This window comes from Streptomyces sp. NPDC104367, from assembly GCF_055583825.1.
The window spans coordinates 108,341-123,236 of sequence record NZ_JBVJND010000033.1; the positions used below are offsets into that span (position 1 = coordinate 108,341).

A 14,896-nucleotide genomic window follows, 5' to 3' on the forward strand; every position below is an offset into this window, starting at 1 on the left:
TTGCGCTTGCCGCAATACCCGTCCGGAGCCTACAACTCGACCATGACCTCGACGAGCACCTACACCTCCCGCGTCTTCCCGCTCGACACCCTGGACGTGCCCGGCGGCACGGAGACCGTGCTGCGCGGCGGGCGGCACCTCTTCCCACTGCTGCCCCGGGCGTTCGCCGGGGTGCGCCGGATCGGCGTGCTCGGCTGGGGCCCGCAGGGCCGGGCCCAGGCCCGCAACCTGCGCGACTCCCTCACCGGCACGGACATCACGGTCGCCGTCGGCCTGCGCCCCGGCTCCGCCTCGGCCGCCGACGCCCGCGCCCACGGCTTCACCGAGGAGAACGGCACCCTCGGCGACTGGCTCGCCGTCGCCGCCGACAGCGACCTGCTGATCCTGCTGATCGCCGACGCCGCGCTCGCCGCCCACCACCGGGAGATCTTCGGCGCGCTCAGGCCGGGCGCGGTCGTCGGCCTCTCGCACGGCTTCCTGCTCGGCCATCTCCGGGAGACCGGCGGCGACCTCCCGCCCGGCCACGGCGTGATCGCCGTCTGCCCCAAGGGCATGGGCGACTCCGTGCGCCGCCTGTACGAACAGGGCGCCGAGATCAACGGCGCCGGGATCAACAGCAGTTTCGCCGTGGCCCAGGACCCGGACGGCCGGGCCACCGACCTCGCCCTCGGCTGGTCGGTCGCGCTCGGGTCGCCGTACACCTTCCGCACCACGCTGGAGAGCGAGTACCGCTCCGACGTCGTCGGCGAGCGCGCCGTGCTGCTCGGGGCCGTGCACGCCGTCGTGGAGAGCCTGTACGGCCGTTACCGGCTCGCCGGGGACGACGAGACGACGGCCTACGAGCGGTCCTGCGAGACGGTCACCGGGCCCCTCGCCCGGACGATCTCCCGCTCGGGCATCCGGGCCGTGCGCGACGACCTCGACCCGGCCGGGCGGGACGTCTTCGACCGGGCCTACACGGCGACGTACCCACCGGCCCGTGAACTCGTCGCCGAGATCTACGACGAGGTCGCCGACGGCACCGAGCTGCGCAGCGTCATCCTGGCCGAACGGCGCCTCGGACAGCGGGAGATGAGCCGGATCGGCGGTTCCCCGATGTGGGCGGCGGGGGAGCGGGTGCGGGCCCGGCGGGCCGAATGGGAGCTGTCCGTCGAGCCGTTCACCGCTGGGGTGTTCGTCGCCACGATGATGGCGCAGATCGACGAGTTCGCCGACCGCGGCCACCCCTGGTCCGAGATCGTCAACGAGTCCGTCATCGAGGCGGTCGACTCGCTGCTGCCGTACATGCACGCCCGGGACGTGGCCTACATGGTCGACAACTGCTCGCGCACGGCCCGGCTCGGCGCCCGCCGCTGGGGCCCGCGCTTCCAGGCGGCCTACGAGCAGATCGCCTTCCCCGCAGCCGGACTCCCCGCCGACCGGGACCTGTTGGCGGCCTTCGCCACCCATCCGGCCCACGAGGCCCTGGCCGCCGCCGCGAAGCTCCGCCCGTCGGTGGACATCTCGGTCGCCTAACGCCAGTCCGCGGCGAAGGCCCGGGCCGGGTTGCGGACCAGGATGCGCTCGACCTGCTCCGCGCCCAGCTCCGCCTCCAGACGCGGCCGCACCCGCCGCAGCAGGTACGGCATGCCCGGCCCGCCGTCCACCGAACGGGCCCCGGCGGCCACGGTGTCCCCGCCGAGCAGCAACCGGTCCCCGAACCCGGCCTCGGCCAGGGCCCGGACGGATTCCGGCATCCGCCAGTCGGTGGCGTGGTGGGCCCGGGACGGTCCGTCGAAGGCCAGCCAGCAGCCTGCCCCGGCCGCCTCCCGCTGCACGACCGGGTCGGGGGAGCGGTTCAGATGGCCGAGGATCACCCGGTCGGCGGCGACCCCCAACTCCCCGCATAGCAGGTCGAGTACGTCGAGCGCACCGGTGCCCAGCTCCAGGTGGACGGCGATCGGCGCACCGGTCGCCAGCTGGGCCTCGGCCGCCGCGGTCATGGTCCAGCGGGCGTGCGCGTCCAGGGCGTGGAAGCCGCCCGCCACCTTGATCAGACCGGCGCGCACCCCGGACGTGCCGATGCCCTCGGTCAGTTCGGCGACGAAGACCTCGGCGAGCCTCCCGCGCACCTCGGCGAGCGTCCGCGGCGCGCAGTGCGCCGCCTGGTGCAGCCCCGTCGCGCAGACCACGTGCACCCCGGCCGTACGGGACAGCTCCGGCAGGTCGGCGGCCCGCCGGCCCATCCCGTACGGCGTCCACTGCACGACGGCGGCCCCGCCCGCCGCCCGGAACGCCGCCAGCTCGGCCCGTGCCGCGCCCGCGTCGTCCAGCTCTCGGCCCGGGAGTAGCGGGCTGCGGATGAAGAGGTGGTCGTGGGCGTCGCACACGCCCAGCCGCCCGGGCCCGATGTCACCGAGGACCGTGCGGACCGCTGCGGTCCCGCCGCTCACCACTGGCGTCCGCGCGGCAGCCGGTCGCGGCCGGGCGCCGACATGTGGAGCACCTGGAACAGGTCCCCCTCGGCCTCGGGCGCGTCGTGAGCCCAGAGCGAGAAGCGGACCAGCTCCCAGCGGGCCGTGTCGACGGCCGCCGCGGCCAGCACGGCACCCTCCGCGCCGGCGAGCCGTGCCGTGTCCCGGGCGATCTCCGTCGTCAGCGCGGCCAGTTCGACCCCGTCCGGCACCGGCTCCCGACGCCGTACCGCGAACGCCGCGGGCGCGTCGGCCGCGCGGCCCTCCTCGTAGGCCAGGCCCGACCACTGCCGGGCCGCGGGCCGTCCGAAGTCGTCGACCAGGCCCTGGAAGGCGCCTCCCCACAGGAAGCGGTTCATGCCCTCCACGGTGTTCCACAGGTAGAACGGCGCGTACTGGTTCACCTGCGAGCCGTGCACACCGCGCTCGCGCAGCAGGTAGGTCTTGAACCCGAGGCCGTCCCAGTCGTCGAGCAGGTGGCCGACGCGGGCGACACGGTCGCGGACGATGCCGGTGTCGTAGTCGGCGGGCAGGGTCAACTCGTACTGCAGGGCGTGCATGTCGCAGGCCTTCCTCGGCGGAATCGGGCGGCGGTGCCAGGCGGCGGTCTCGGACGCTGGTGTCGGACGGCTGTCTCGGGCGGCTGTCTCGGGCGGCGGTCCAGGACGCGCCGGCCTCGGACGCCTGTCTCAGGCGGTGGGGTAGTCGTCGGGGCACACGTGCGCGTCCCACTCCGTGGTGGTGCCGTCCTCGGCGGCCTCCACGACCGCGAGATGGGTCATGAAGGTGCGGGGCCCGGCGCCGTGCCGGTGCCGTTCGCCCGGCTCGATCCACACGGTGTCGCCCGCCCGGATCGTCTCCGGCTCACCGCCCTCGCGCTGCACCAGCCCCTCGCCCTCCAGCACGTGCAGCACCTGTCCGTGCGGGTGCCGGTGCCAGGCGGTGTGCGCGCCGGGCGCGAAGTGGACGTTGAACAGGCGCAGCCGGGACGGCGGGGCGGGGGTCGCGACCCGGTCGAGCCACACCGTGCCGCTGAAGTTCTCCGCCGGTCCGGGCTCGGTGTCGGGGCGGGTTCGGGTGATGTGCATGTACGTCAACTCCTCAGCAGGGACAGCAGGCCGCGGACACCGGCGTCGAACGCGGCGGGGGAACCGGAGGCGCGGGCCAGCACGTAGCCGCCCTGCACGGTCGCGAGGACGGCCGCGGCGATCTCCTCGCCGTTCACCTGGGGCCCGAACTGCCCCTGCGCCCTGCCCTCTTCGACGATCCCGGCGATCAGCTCCCGGATCCGGCCGAGCGTCTCGTCGACGGGTGCGCGCAGGGTGTCGCTGGCGATGACGTCCGGGTCCATCGTCAGCCGGCCGATCGGGCAGCCGCGCAGCACGTCGCGCTCGCGCAGCAGATACGCCTCGATCCGCTCGTACGGGGTGCCGGGGCCGGTGAGCAGCGCCTCGGCCGTGGCCAGCAGCTCCTCGGCGGTCCGCCGGATCGCGGTCAGGGCCAGCTCCTGCTTGCCCTTGAAGTGGTGGTACATGCTGCCCTGGCCGGCACCGGCGCGCTCCAGGATCGCCTTGGGGCTGGTGCCTACGTAACCCCGTTCCCACAGCAGCTCACGGGTGGATTCGATCAACCGTTCCGACGTGCTCATACGATGACTGTACATACTAGTAGTTACAGAACGCCAGTCCTTCCCGGAGCGGGCCGCGCCGGGGCGGCTCCCGCTCGCCCGGCCCCGGGCGGCCGGGGCCGCGTGCCGACGCCGACCGTCATGCCGTGACCGGTGGCCTCGCGCGGCGCGACGCGCCGCGCGGCTCCGGGTGGACCGCGGCCACGGCGAGCGCGCCGACGACCGGCGTGGCGGTCGGGCCCGTCATGGTCGTCGCGGACGCCGTCCCACGCTTCACGCCTTCATGGCGTTCGGTGCCTGGCCGGCGAGCGCTGTGGACGGGCCCCGTTCAGGGTCCCGGCGGCTCCGGCGGCACGGTGCCCGTCCGCCGCGCGGACCCGCGCCCCGTGTGGCCGGTGGCGCGCCCGGGTGTGCCGGGGGCGTCGTCGTGGGGCGGCGGGGGACCGGAGCGGAAGACTCACCGCCCGCTCAACTGGCGACAGCCGAGCGGGCGGGAGTGCGTGCGGCCACGTGTGCGGTGGCGGGGGCCTCGTCGGCCGCGTGCCCGGCTGCGGGTGCTCCGACGGCCGCGGGCTGCGTCTCGACGATCCGGCGCGGGGCCGGCTCGGCCGTACGGCGCGGCGGGTGGGCCGTCCTGGGCGGTGCCGTCGGCGCGGGCAGGGTGAACCACACGACCTTGCCGTCGTCGTGCGGCCGTACACCCCAGCTCTCGCTGACCGCGGCCACCATCGCCAGCCCCCGCCCGCAGGTGGCCATCGGTGCGACGTCCGTACCGTCCTCCAGGACCGGCAGGCGCGGATCGTGGTCGCGCACCGACACCGTGAGCCGGTCGAGCTGGAGCTCGATCTCCACGGTGCAGTTCTTGTCGGGCTGAGCGTGCAGGTGGACGTTGGTCAACAGCTCTGTCACACCGAGCGCGGCCCGGTCTATCAACGGGTCCAGATGCCAGTAACGCAATTGCGCAGATACGATTCTGCGGACCTGGCCGATCCGCGACGGCAGAGCCTGGAGCTCCACCGAGCAGTGTCTGCTTGGGTGTTCGATCACGGCTGCGACTCCCCGACGTGAGGTCCGGAAGAACACGGAGAACGAATGGAGCAGGGTGCCGCCGCGCATGGGGCCGCCTGCTGTCGTGGCCGGCGGGCTGGTTCGCAGCGTTATCGCCGGTAAACCCAGAGTGACGTGAGACAAGCGTGACCCGGCGCGTTCGGTCCCGCAACTCGCCGTGGTTCAGTCGTCACGTCCCGCGGCCCGCCGTACCGCCTCGATGAAGCGGCGCGCCGCGGGCGGCCCGGGCTCGCCCGGCGCGGGATCGTGGTCACCCAGCGTGAGCGAGTAGCGCTGGCCGTTGAGGTCGGCCAGGGCCCGGTCCTCCGCCGCGAACCACGGCCTGGAGGCCCGCACCGCCTGTACCGGCGCGCTGTCGATCTCGCTGCCGTAGCTCGTCAGCAGCTGCAGCCTGCCGTCCCTTATCCGGACCTGTCCGGCCCGGGTCAGCGAACGCAGCCGCTTGTCGATCCGCACGCCCGTGGCCGTGAACTCCGGCTCCGCCATCGTGCCCCGCCCCTTTTCGATGCTTCGGCCGCCGGTCCGGTAGCTCGTGGCCCCGCCCGGCGCGCTCCGGCTCGTGTCGTGATCCAGTGTGCGCCCCCGTTCGGGACGTTCGTCCCGTCCGCTGGCAGTCTGCCCGCCCCCGGCGGGGAGCACCAGTGCGCACGGTGCGCCGGGCCGGAGCGCGGGGAGCACTCGCATAAATGCGCCCCCGACGGTTCGGGCCACTGTTCCCCAGGGGGCCTTTGAGGCGCCCAAAGATGTGTTTATGCAGGTGAGAAGCGTGTTGAAGGTGTTTATGATCGAGGTGCCGGCCGCGTTCGGACGCCGTCGGCGCGAAGCCTAAGGAGTCCCGCCGTGAGCACCACCCCGCAGATCCGGACCGGCGCCACCCTCGACGTCGACCACAGCGACAGCGCCTACCGCGACTGGCTCAAAGAGGCGGTCCGCAAGGTGCAGGCGGACGCGAACCGCTCGGCGGACACACACCTGCTGCGCTTCCCGCTGCCGGAGGCCTGGGGCATCGACCTCTACCTCAAGGACGAGTCGACCCACCCCACGGGCAGCCTCAAGCACCGGTTGGCCCGTTCGCTCTTCCTCTACGGCCTGTGCAACGGCTGGATCCGGCCGGACCGCCCCGTGATCGAGGCGTCCAGCGGCTCGACGGCCGTCTCCGAGGCGTACTTCGCCAAGCTGATCGGCGTGCCCTTCATCGCGGTCGTGCCGCGCACGACCAGCGCCGAGAAGTGCCGGCTCATCGAGTTCCACGGCGGGCGGTGCCACTTCGTGGACGACTCCCGGAAGATGTACGAGGAGTCGGCGCGCCTCGCGGTGGAGACCGGCGGCCACTACATGGACCAGTTCACCTACGCCGAACGCGCCACGGACTGGCGCGGCAACAACAACATCGCCGAATCCATCTTCCGCCAGCTGGAGTCGGAGCGGTTCCCGGAGCCTGCGTGGATCGTCGCCACGGCCGGGACCGGCGGTACGTCCGCGACGCTCGCGCGGTACGTCCACTACACCCAGCGCGATACGCGGATCTGTGTCGCCGACCCCGAGAACTCCTGTTTCTTCGAGGGCTGGACGACCGGCGATCCCGACGTCACCTGCGACTGCAGTTCCCGCATCGAGGGCATCGGGCGGCCCCGGATGGAGCCGAGCTTCGTGCCGGGGGCGATCGACCGGATGATGAAGGTGCCGGACGCGGCGAGCATGGCGGCGGTGCGGGCGCTGGAGCGGACGATCGGGCGGAAGGCCGGGGGATCCACCGGGACGGGGCTGTGGAGCGCCCTGAAGATCGTGGCCGAGATGGTGGCGCAGGGGCGTTCCGGGAGCGTGGTGACGCTGCTGTGCGATCCGGGGGACAGGTACCTCGACAAGTACTACTCGGACACATGGGTCGAGGAGCAGGGGCTGGACATCGCGCCGTACGCGACCGCGATCGGCAGCCTGCTGGACACGGGGGTCTGGCCGGAATAGCTCCGAGGGCTGGAACGGGTCCGCGAACCGGAATGGCTCGGAGGGCCGGAGCGGCTCCGAGGGCTGGAGCGGGTCCGCGAACCGGAGCGGCTCCGAGGGCTGGAACGGGTCTGCGAACCGGAATGGCTCGGAGGGCCGGAGCGGCTCCGAGGGCTGGAGCGGGTCCGCGAACCGGAGCGGCTCCGAGGGCTGGAACGGGTCTGCGAACCGGAATGGCTCCGAGGGCCGGAACGGCTCCGGCAACCGGAACGGCTCCGCAAACCGGAACGGGGCCGGACGCCGGCCGCGGTGTGCTCAGGGCAGGCGTCGGTCGAGTGCGCGTACCGCGTCGCGGATCGTCCGGCCCATGCCCGGCGCCGCCAGTCGGCACGCCGCCCGGAACGGCGCCGTACCGTCCATCGCGAACGTCATCCGCACCCGGGTCCCGGTGCCGGCCGGGGTGAGGTGCCACTCCTCCAGCCAGGCCCGCGCGCCCGGCACGTTCGTCACGTCCACGCGGTAGGCGTACACCTCCGGCGCCTTCGACACCACGACCGTCTCCTCGAAGCGGACGCCGCCCCGCAGCCGGACCTCGCGGCCCCGCTCCGTCGGACGGGCCGCCCGCACGCCCGTGAGCCACTCGGACCAGCCGGGCACGTCCTCCGCCAGGGCCCGGAACACCGTCTCCGGGGCCGCGGCCATCTCCTCCGCGAAGACCAGGCGTACGGGTGCGGTCTCGGTGAAGTCGATTTCCACCGGGCGCAGTTGATGGGACACCGGGCAACCTCCTCGTGCGACGCCGTCACGAAAAGGTAGCTGACAGTCCGTCAGCTGTCTGTAGCCTCAGTCGTTCTCGCCCGCGACCACCAGGCGGCGCAGATGCTCCGAGACCTCCGCGCGCGCGGCGGCGGGCAGGCCCGCGTCCGTGACCAGGGTGTCGACCTGCTCCAGCTTGGCGAACGAACTCAGGCCCACCGTGCCCCACTTGGTGTGGTCGGCGACCACCACGACCCGCCGGGCCGACTGCACCAGGCGGCGGTTGGTCTCCGCCTCCGCGAGGTTGGGCGTGGAGAGGCCGGCCTCGACCGATATCCCGTGCACGCCGAGGAACAGCAGGTCGAAGTGGAGGGCGGCGATCGCCTGGTCGGCCACCGGGCCCACCAGGGAGTCGGACGGGGTGCGCACCCCGCCGGTCAGGACGACGGTCGCCGCGCCCTGGCGCTGCCCGGAGACGCGCTGCGCCGCGTGGAAGACGTCGGCGACCCGCACCGAGTTCGTCACCACGGTCAGGTCGGGGACCTCCAGGAGCTGGTGGGCCAGCGCGTACGTCGTCGTACCGCCGGACAGGGCGATCGCCGTACCCGGCACGACCAGTTCGGCGGCGGCCCGGGCGATGTCCTCCTTGGCGGTCAGCTCCAGCCCCGACTTGGCCTCGAACCCCGGCTCGTGGGTGCTCGCCTCGACCACCGGCACCGCGCCGCCGTGCACCTTCTCCAGGACCCCCTGCCGGGCCAGCGCGTCCAGGTCCCGGCGCACGGTCATGTCCGACACGCCGAGCTTGCGCGTCAGCTCGTTGACGCGTACGCCGCCCCGGCGCCGCACCTCGTCCAGGATCAGGGCGCGGCGCTGCTCCGCGAGGAGGTTCTGGTTCTCGCTCACGTACGCTCCGGTCCTCTCGCCTCAAGCCGTCCGACACGCCCCGCGCACCACCTCCGACCAGGACATTCCGGCCGGCTCGATGCGAGGGTGCCCCATCCTTTCACGGGACCGTGCGGGTTGCGCCACTCCCGGTGACGGCGCGCACATGCCATTCGGTCACCACGTGTCGCACCGGGTGTCACACACATCGGGGAGATTCCGTGACGAGTGGTGTGTGGCACACCGAAATCGGAGATCCTGACACCCGCACGGACAAAACCATCGGCGCGTCACGGGGGAAGTGCGACAAGAGTGGAACGCGCGCAGGACAGCACCGCCGGCGGTCCCGCCGAGCGGTCCACGACGACGGCGACCGCCCCGGTGCCCGAGATCGACCTGGAACTCCTGGTCCACGGGGTCGGCGGCACCACACCCGAGGAGATGCTCGACGACCCGCGCACGGTGCGGATCACCGGCGACGACACCGCGGCGGTCTTCCGGCGCGCCGAGGACGTCGACGCCGAGTCCAGACCCGGCGACTACCGCGACCGCCCGGTGCCCGAGGCTTACGTCTGGTCCAACCTCACCTCGGGAAACGCCTCGCGCGCCCTGTGGCTGCTCCTGCTGCCCTTCATGGTGGTCAACCTCGCGCACTGGATGCGCCCCGCCGCCGAGGACCGGCCGCGCACCGTGCGCTTCTACGGTCTGCTCGTCCGGCTCGCCGGGCTCACCCTCACCGTGCTGCTCGTCGCCGCGGCCTGCGAGGTCGCCCTCGACCTCACCGCCTGGCAGTGCGCCGGAGTCGGCGCCTGCGCCCGCCGGCACACCTGGCTCGGCTTCCTCTCGCCGTCCGGCTCCGGCGGCTGGTGGAGCGCCCCCGGCCGCAGGCTCGCGCTGGCCGCCCTGGTGCCCACCGCGCTGACCGGCCTGCTCTGGTACCTCTCGCACCGCACCTGGAGCGCCTACGAGTCGACCCGGCCCATGGCCCACGAACCCGAGCCCGGCCGCACCACCCTCGGCAGCCCCGGTTTCTGGTACGGCCGCCGGCTGGTCGCCCGGCTGCGCGCCGCCCACACCGCGGCGGGACTGCTGACGGTCGCCGCCGCCGTCCTCGCACCGGCCGCCGCCTTCGACCGCCGCACGGGCGGAGCCGGCCCGCTGGACACGCTCGGACGCCTGCTGACCGGCGCGCTGGTCACCGGCGCCGTCGCCGTGGTGTGGGCGGTCTGCCGCCGGGGCCGCAGCGAGAACCTCCTCGACCAGGAACTCGACCGGCGTCTCGTCCGCCGCCTGCCGCTCGCCGCGCTGACCCTGCTGGTGCTCGTCGCGCTGTACGCCGGCTGGTCCCGGCCGGGCTGGCGGTCCGAGGGGCGGCTCGCCGGAGACACTGCCTTCGGCTGCCTCGCCCTGGCGCAGGGAGTGCTGGTGATCGTTCTCGGCGCCGTCGCCCACGACCTGCACCGCCGGCTCCCCGACCCGCGCGCGGCGATGCGCGGCCTCGGCGGCCCCGCGGTGGCGCTGCTGGCCTGCGCGCTGGGCGGGGTGATCTCCGGCGGGGTCGCCCAGCGGGTCTCCGACTGGCTGGACGGCACCGGGACGTCCATCGCCGGGCCGCCCGTGCTGCTGACCTGGCAGGCGTCGGCGATCCCGCCCGTGCTGGTGGTGCTGCTGGCCGCGGTCGCCTGGCTCTCCTGGCGCACCTCGCGGCTCAGCCGCGCCGAACGCGCCGCCGTGGACGAGGACCACCCCGGCGAGCCCGAGGACATCGCCCGCACCCGGCGTATCGCCCGGGTCCGCGCGATGGCCGCCCTGACCGACCGCACGCCGCTCGTCGTCACCGTGCTGTGCGGCGCCACGCTGACACTGGGCGCCGGGGCTCTGGCGGGCGCGCTGGCCACCGGCCGGACCCCGGACGCGGCCGCCGACCGGACGTACACCCTCGTGCACGGCGCGGCCGAGGCCTCCCAGGCGCTCGGCTCCTGGCTGGTCGGGTTCGGCTTCATACTGTTCGTCACCTGGGGGCGGCGCGCCTACAAGGACCCCTCCGCCCGGCGCACCATCGGCATCCTCTGGGACGTCGGCACCTTCTGGCCGCGCGCCGCCCACCCCTTCGCCCCGCCCTGCTACGCCGAGCGCGCCGTGCCCGACCTGACCTGGCGGATGGCCACCTGGACCCGCCGCACCGGCGGCCGGCTGGTCATCTCCGGCCACTCCCAGGGCAGCGTCCTCGCGGCCGCGGCGGCCTGGCAGCTGACCCCGTCCGTCCGCAGGCGGGTCGCCCTGCTGACCTACGGCTCCCCGCTGGAACGCCTCTACGGCCGCTGGTTCCCGGCCCACTTCGGCCCGGCCGAACTCGGCTCCCTGCACGGCGACGTCGCCTGCTGGCGCAACCTCTACCGGCTCACCGACCCCATCGGCGGCCCCGTCCGCCTCGACGGCGACGGCGCCGGACCCGGTGTCGACCACGGGCCGCTGAACGACCCGCTCGCCTACGGACGCACCGCCGGGCACCCGCTCCCGGCCCCGATCCTCGGCCACTCCGACTACCAGGCGGACCCGGTCTTCGCCGAGGAACGGGAGCGGCTGCTGGCGCGGCTGCGCCCGGAACTGCCCGGGCAGCGGCCGCAGCCGGGCTGATCAGGACAGCTCGGGCAGGTCCTCGGCGTACAGCAGGGTGAGGTCGTCGGTGCTCGGGTCGGGGATCTGCGCCACCCGGCTCGCGTGCCGCTCGACCATCGCCTCGAAGGTCTGCCGGGCGGTACGGCCGTTACCGAATGCGGGGCCCTTCGGGAGGTCCGTGAAGTACGCCAGCAGCGCCTCGGACACGCCCGGTGCCAGCCGGTACTCGTGCTCGTCGGCCTGCTGCCCCACGATCCGCAGCAGTTCGTCCGGGCCGTAGTCGGTGAAGGTGATGGTCCGCGAGAAACGGGACGCCACACCGGGGTTGACGGAGAGGAAGCGCTCCATCTCCTCCGTGTACCCCGCGACGATCACCACCACGGCGTCCCGGTGGTCCTCCATCAGCTTCACCAGCGTGTCGATGGCCTCCTTGCCGAAGTCACGCCCGGCGTCCTCCGGGGACAGCGCGTACGCCTCGTCGATGAACAGCACGCCGCCGTGCGCCCGCTGGAACGCTTCCTGGGTGCGGATCGCCGTGGAGCCGATGTGCTCGCCGACCAGGTCCACCCGGGACACCTCGACCAGGTGGCCCTTCTCCAGCACCCCGAGGGAGGCGAGGATCTCGCCGTAGAGCCGGGCGACCGTCGTCTTGCCGGTGCCGGGGGAGCCGGTGAACACCAGGTGCCGCTTGACCGAGGCGGCCTTCAGACCGGCCTGCTGGCGGCGGCGGCCGACCTCGATCATGTCGGTGAGCGCACGGACCTCCAGCTTGACGCTCTCCAGGCCGACCAGGGCGTCGAGTTCACCCAGCACGGCCTTGGAGGTCCGGGCCGGCTCCTCGGGCGCCTCCGGCGTCAGGAGGGGCTCCTGCTCGGTGCTGCGCTGGCCGGGGATCGCGCCGAGCAGACCGGCGGACTGACCCGTCGTCTGCACGGCCGTCTCGCGCGCCGCCGGCGGCCGCAGGCTGCCGCTCTCGTCGCTGGTGCAGTCCTCCGCCACCGGGCCCGCGCCCGGGTCGGCGTCCGCGAACTCGTAACCGCCGCGCGCGCAGCGCTCCGTACGGCACTTGCGCAGCGTCGTACGGCAGCCGTCGATCACATGGAAGCCGTAGCCGCCGCTGCCCGTGACCCGGCAGTTCAGGAAGCTGCCCCGGCCGCCCGCCGACACGTAGAACCCGGCCTCGGCGGGGGAGTCGACCGTGCACCGCTCGATGGTGGGGTCGGCGCCCTTGGTGACGATCACCCCGGTCTGGGTGCCGTCCACCGTGCAGTTGTTGAGGGTGCCGCCGCTGCCGTGGTCGCGGAACCAGGCGCCGGTGGCCGCGTCCCTGATCCGGCAGTCGTCCAGCTGCGCCGTCGCGCCGTCGCTGACCGACACGGCCGTGTTGCGGACCTGGGAGAGGTCGCTGTCGACGACGTCCGCGCGGGAGCCGCGGTCGAGGACGAAGAGCGCGTCCGGCACGTCGTGCACCCGGCAGGAGTCCAGGACGGCGGTCGCGCCGTCGCTCACCCACACCGCCGGGTAGTCGCCGGTGCTGTCGAAGATCTCGCACTGGTTGGCGTCCACGCGTGTGCCCGGGTCCCACACCGACAGGCCGTTGCGGCCGAACTGGCGGACCGTGGTCCGGGTCAGCGTCAGCACCGAACGGGAGCGCAGGTCGACCGCGTTCTCCGGGATGTCGTGGATACGGCAGTCGGCGAGCGTGAGCACCGCGTCGGTGTCCAGGGTGACGCCGTCGGCGGTGGTGCGGTGCACGTCGCAGTCGGTGAGGTGCGCCGTGGCCCGCGCCGTGACCTGCACCCCGGAGCCCCGCACCTCGTAGATCTCGCAGCCCACGGCTTCCAGCGCGGAGTTCTCCCCGGTGGCCGTCAGACCGGTGCCCGAGGCGTGGTGCACCCGGCAGCGCTCCAGCCGGGGCCGGGCCCCGCCGCGCACCGCCACGCCCGCCTGGCCGGCCGCCACCACCTCGCACTCCTCGAACACCCCGCCACCGCCGTCGAGTACGGCGATGCCGATGCCGGCCGGGTTGTCCACGGTGCACCGCCGCACGGTCGGCCGCGCCCCGCCGCGCACCTCGATGCCGGCCGCGGAGCGGGTGACGATCCGCACGTCGAGCAGCTCCGGTGTGCCCTCCTCGACCAACAGCGCGGGCGCGGCCGCGTCCTGGCCCTCCACATGCAGGTCCTGGACGACCGCCGAGGCCCGCACGGTGAGCGGGACGCCGTCCACCGGCGCGATGCGCACCGAGCCGGGCGAGCCCTCCGGGCCGCGCAGCGTCACCGCGCGCTGGACCACGAGGTTCTCCCGGTAGGTGCCGGGCGCGACCGTGAGGACGTCGCCGTCGGCGGCGGCCTCCAGGGCGGCGGCGAGCGACGCGTACTCACCCGTGCGGCGCCGCCACCGCGATGTGCCGGTGTGCGTCACCTGGACCGTGCCCTGTGCCATGGTGTTGCTCTGCCCCCACCTCGTCGTACAGATCGCTCGCTGGCCTGCGGGACGCCACCCGCGGACGGCGGTGTCGCCCCCGCGGTTCGCTCGCGCGCGGGTCGATGCCGAATGGGCTTCGGCCGGTCCACCGTAGCGTGCGCCGAGGTGGTGGAACGACCAGAGGGGAAAAGGGTGTCAGCTGCCTGTGCCTGCCTTGCCCCAGTCCGGGCCCGCCCGGTCCCAGGCCTGGTCCCAACGGGCGTACCTGCGACGGACCATACGCCAGACGATCATCCGTCTGCCGCCCTCCACCAGCCCCGCGACGAGCAGTGCGGCGCCGACCCCGGCCAGCACGGCGTGCGTCGTGGCGGTCGCACGGTCCAGCGGGCGGGCGGTTATTCGGCCGTGCGCGTCGGTCCAGACGCCGAAGTGGTCGCCCTTGTGCGGGGAGTTGAGGGTGGTCAGGACCGGGCCGTGCCGGTGGGCGCCGTCGGGTGCGGTCCAGTCGGCGAGGACGCGGCTGCGGGTGTCGTGGGTGCTGGTGACGTCGGGGTCGGGCTCCACCAGGGAGTTGCCGAGCTTGCGGACGACCGTGGCCGTCACGAGGTGCCGGTCGTGCTGCTGCTGCCGGACGGACCGCTGGAGCGCGCCCTGGGCCGCGGCGCCGACGACCGAGCCCAGCAGGGGCGCGGCCACCGCGATCAGCAGCAGTGCCCCCAGCGCCACCCACGCCTCGACCAGGTCGGTCGCGCGGCGCAGCGGGTTGTGGCGCCAGCGCCACAGGCCGCGGATCACTCGCACCGTCCACCACCCCCTTCCCGCTCCGTCATAACCTCCGCCCGAGCCGTTCACCCGCGCCCGCGGTCGAAGAGAGAGCGAAATCACCCCCGGGCGGCACCTTCATGAACCCCTCACAACCCCCAACGTCCGGACCGGCGCGCCGGGTTCCCGTGACCACGGAGTGAGACGGAGTGAGACGGAGCGAGACGGCGCGAGATCGGCCGTCGGCCGAGGCGGACCGGCGCACGGGGGGTGCCTCTATGTCTTCCGTCAAGGCACCCCTGTCGGGTTTGGTGTGGTTCGGTGTTGCTGGGGTTATGCGGCGAGCTCGATGTCCGTC

Annotated in this window: 13 protein-coding genes; 3 read left to right on the forward strand and 10 right to left on the reverse strand. The window is 73.7% G+C overall.

The window, feature by feature from the left end; translation table 11 throughout:
- The first annotated feature begins 42 nt into the window (after window positions 1-42).
- On the forward strand, window positions 43-1,515 hold the full coding sequence (locus ACZ619_RS36755; protein WP_469608579.1) for a ketol-acid reductoisomerase: 1,473 nt from the start codon (window positions 43-45) through the stop codon (window positions 1,513-1,515).
- On the opposite strand, the gene ACZ619_RS36760 is transcribed toward ACZ619_RS36755, so the two are convergent.
- The 6 genes from ACZ619_RS36760 to ACZ619_RS36785 all read right to left on the reverse strand — a co-directional run bounded on the left by ACZ619_RS36760 (window position 1,512) and on the right by ACZ619_RS36785 (window position 5,634).
- Window positions 1,512-2,435, reverse strand: a complete 924-nt coding sequence (locus ACZ619_RS36760; protein WP_469608582.1) for a phosphotriesterase family protein — start codon at window positions 2,433-2,435, stop codon at window positions 1,512-1,514. The genes ACZ619_RS36755 and ACZ619_RS36760 overlap by 4 nt on opposite strands.
- A complete protein-coding gene (locus tag ACZ619_RS36765) occupies window positions 2,429-3,013 on the reverse strand; it encodes a DUF4865 family protein (protein WP_469608584.1) in 585 nt (194 codons plus the stop codon). The genes ACZ619_RS36760 and ACZ619_RS36765 overlap by 7 nt, the downstream gene beginning before the upstream one ends.
- Before the next feature lie 129 nt (window positions 3,014-3,142).
- Window positions 3,143-3,541, reverse strand: a complete 399-nt coding sequence (locus ACZ619_RS36770; protein ID WP_469608586.1) for a (R)-mandelonitrile lyase — start codon at window positions 3,539-3,541, stop codon at window positions 3,143-3,145.
- A gap of 5 nt (window positions 3,542-3,546) precedes the next feature.
- Complete coding sequence (locus tag ACZ619_RS36775) at window positions 3,547-4,116, reverse strand: TetR/AcrR family transcriptional regulator (RefSeq protein ID WP_469608590.1); 570 nt, start codon at window positions 4,114-4,116, stop codon at window positions 3,547-3,549.
- A 432-nt stretch (window positions 4,117-4,548) separates the two neighbouring features.
- Window positions 4,549-5,127: an ATP-binding protein gene (locus ACZ619_RS36780; protein ID WP_469608592.1), complete on the reverse strand. Its 579-nt coding sequence runs from the start codon at window positions 5,125-5,127 to the stop codon at window positions 4,549-4,551.
- A 183-nt stretch (window positions 5,128-5,310) separates the two neighbouring features.
- On the reverse strand, window positions 5,311-5,634 hold the full coding sequence (locus ACZ619_RS36785; RefSeq protein ID WP_469608594.1) for a hypothetical protein: 324 nt from the start codon (window positions 5,632-5,634) through the stop codon (window positions 5,311-5,313).
- Between the two features lie 354 nt (window positions 5,635-5,988).
- On the opposite strand from ACZ619_RS36785, the gene cds1 reads away from it, so the two are divergent.
- Window positions 5,989-7,113, forward strand: coding sequence for an L-cysteine desulfhydrase Cds1 (gene cds1 / locus ACZ619_RS36790; RefSeq protein WP_469608596.1), 1,125 nt, complete (start codon window positions 5,989-5,991; stop codon window positions 7,111-7,113).
- Window positions 7,114-7,407: 294 nt separating this feature from the next.
- Here the strand turns inward: cds1 and ACZ619_RS36795 are convergent, their stop codons facing one another.
- Both ACZ619_RS36795 and ACZ619_RS36800 read right to left on the reverse strand, forming a co-directional pair.
- A complete protein-coding gene (locus ACZ619_RS36795) occupies window positions 7,408-7,869 on the reverse strand; it encodes an SRPBCC family protein (protein ID WP_469608597.1) in 462 nt (153 codons plus the stop codon).
- Between the two features lie 66 nt (window positions 7,870-7,935).
- The gene (locus ACZ619_RS36800; protein ID WP_469608599.1) at window positions 7,936-8,751 is read right to left on the reverse strand and encodes a DeoR/GlpR family DNA-binding transcription regulator; all 816 of its coding nucleotides are present in this window, start codon (window positions 8,749-8,751) and stop codon (window positions 7,936-7,938) included.
- A gap of 291 nt (window positions 8,752-9,042) precedes the next feature.
- Here ACZ619_RS36800 and ACZ619_RS36805 point away from each other — a divergent pair, with 291 nt between their 5' ends.
- Window positions 9,043-11,367, forward strand: a complete 2,325-nt coding sequence (locus ACZ619_RS36805; RefSeq protein WP_469608601.1) for a hypothetical protein — start codon at window positions 9,043-9,045, stop codon at window positions 11,365-11,367.
- On the opposite strand, the gene ACZ619_RS36810 is transcribed toward ACZ619_RS36805, so the two are convergent.
- Both ACZ619_RS36810 and ACZ619_RS36815 read right to left on the reverse strand, forming a co-directional pair.
- Window positions 11,368-13,794, reverse strand: a complete 2,427-nt coding sequence (locus ACZ619_RS36810; protein ID WP_469608604.1) for a right-handed parallel beta-helix repeat-containing protein — start codon at window positions 13,792-13,794, stop codon at window positions 11,368-11,370.
- A gap of 177 nt (window positions 13,795-13,971) precedes the next feature.
- A complete protein-coding gene (locus tag ACZ619_RS36815; RefSeq protein ID WP_469608606.1) occupies window positions 13,972-14,577 on the reverse strand; it encodes an Rv1733c family protein in 606 nt (201 codons plus the stop codon).
- Window positions 14,578-14,896: the final 319 nt, after the last annotated feature.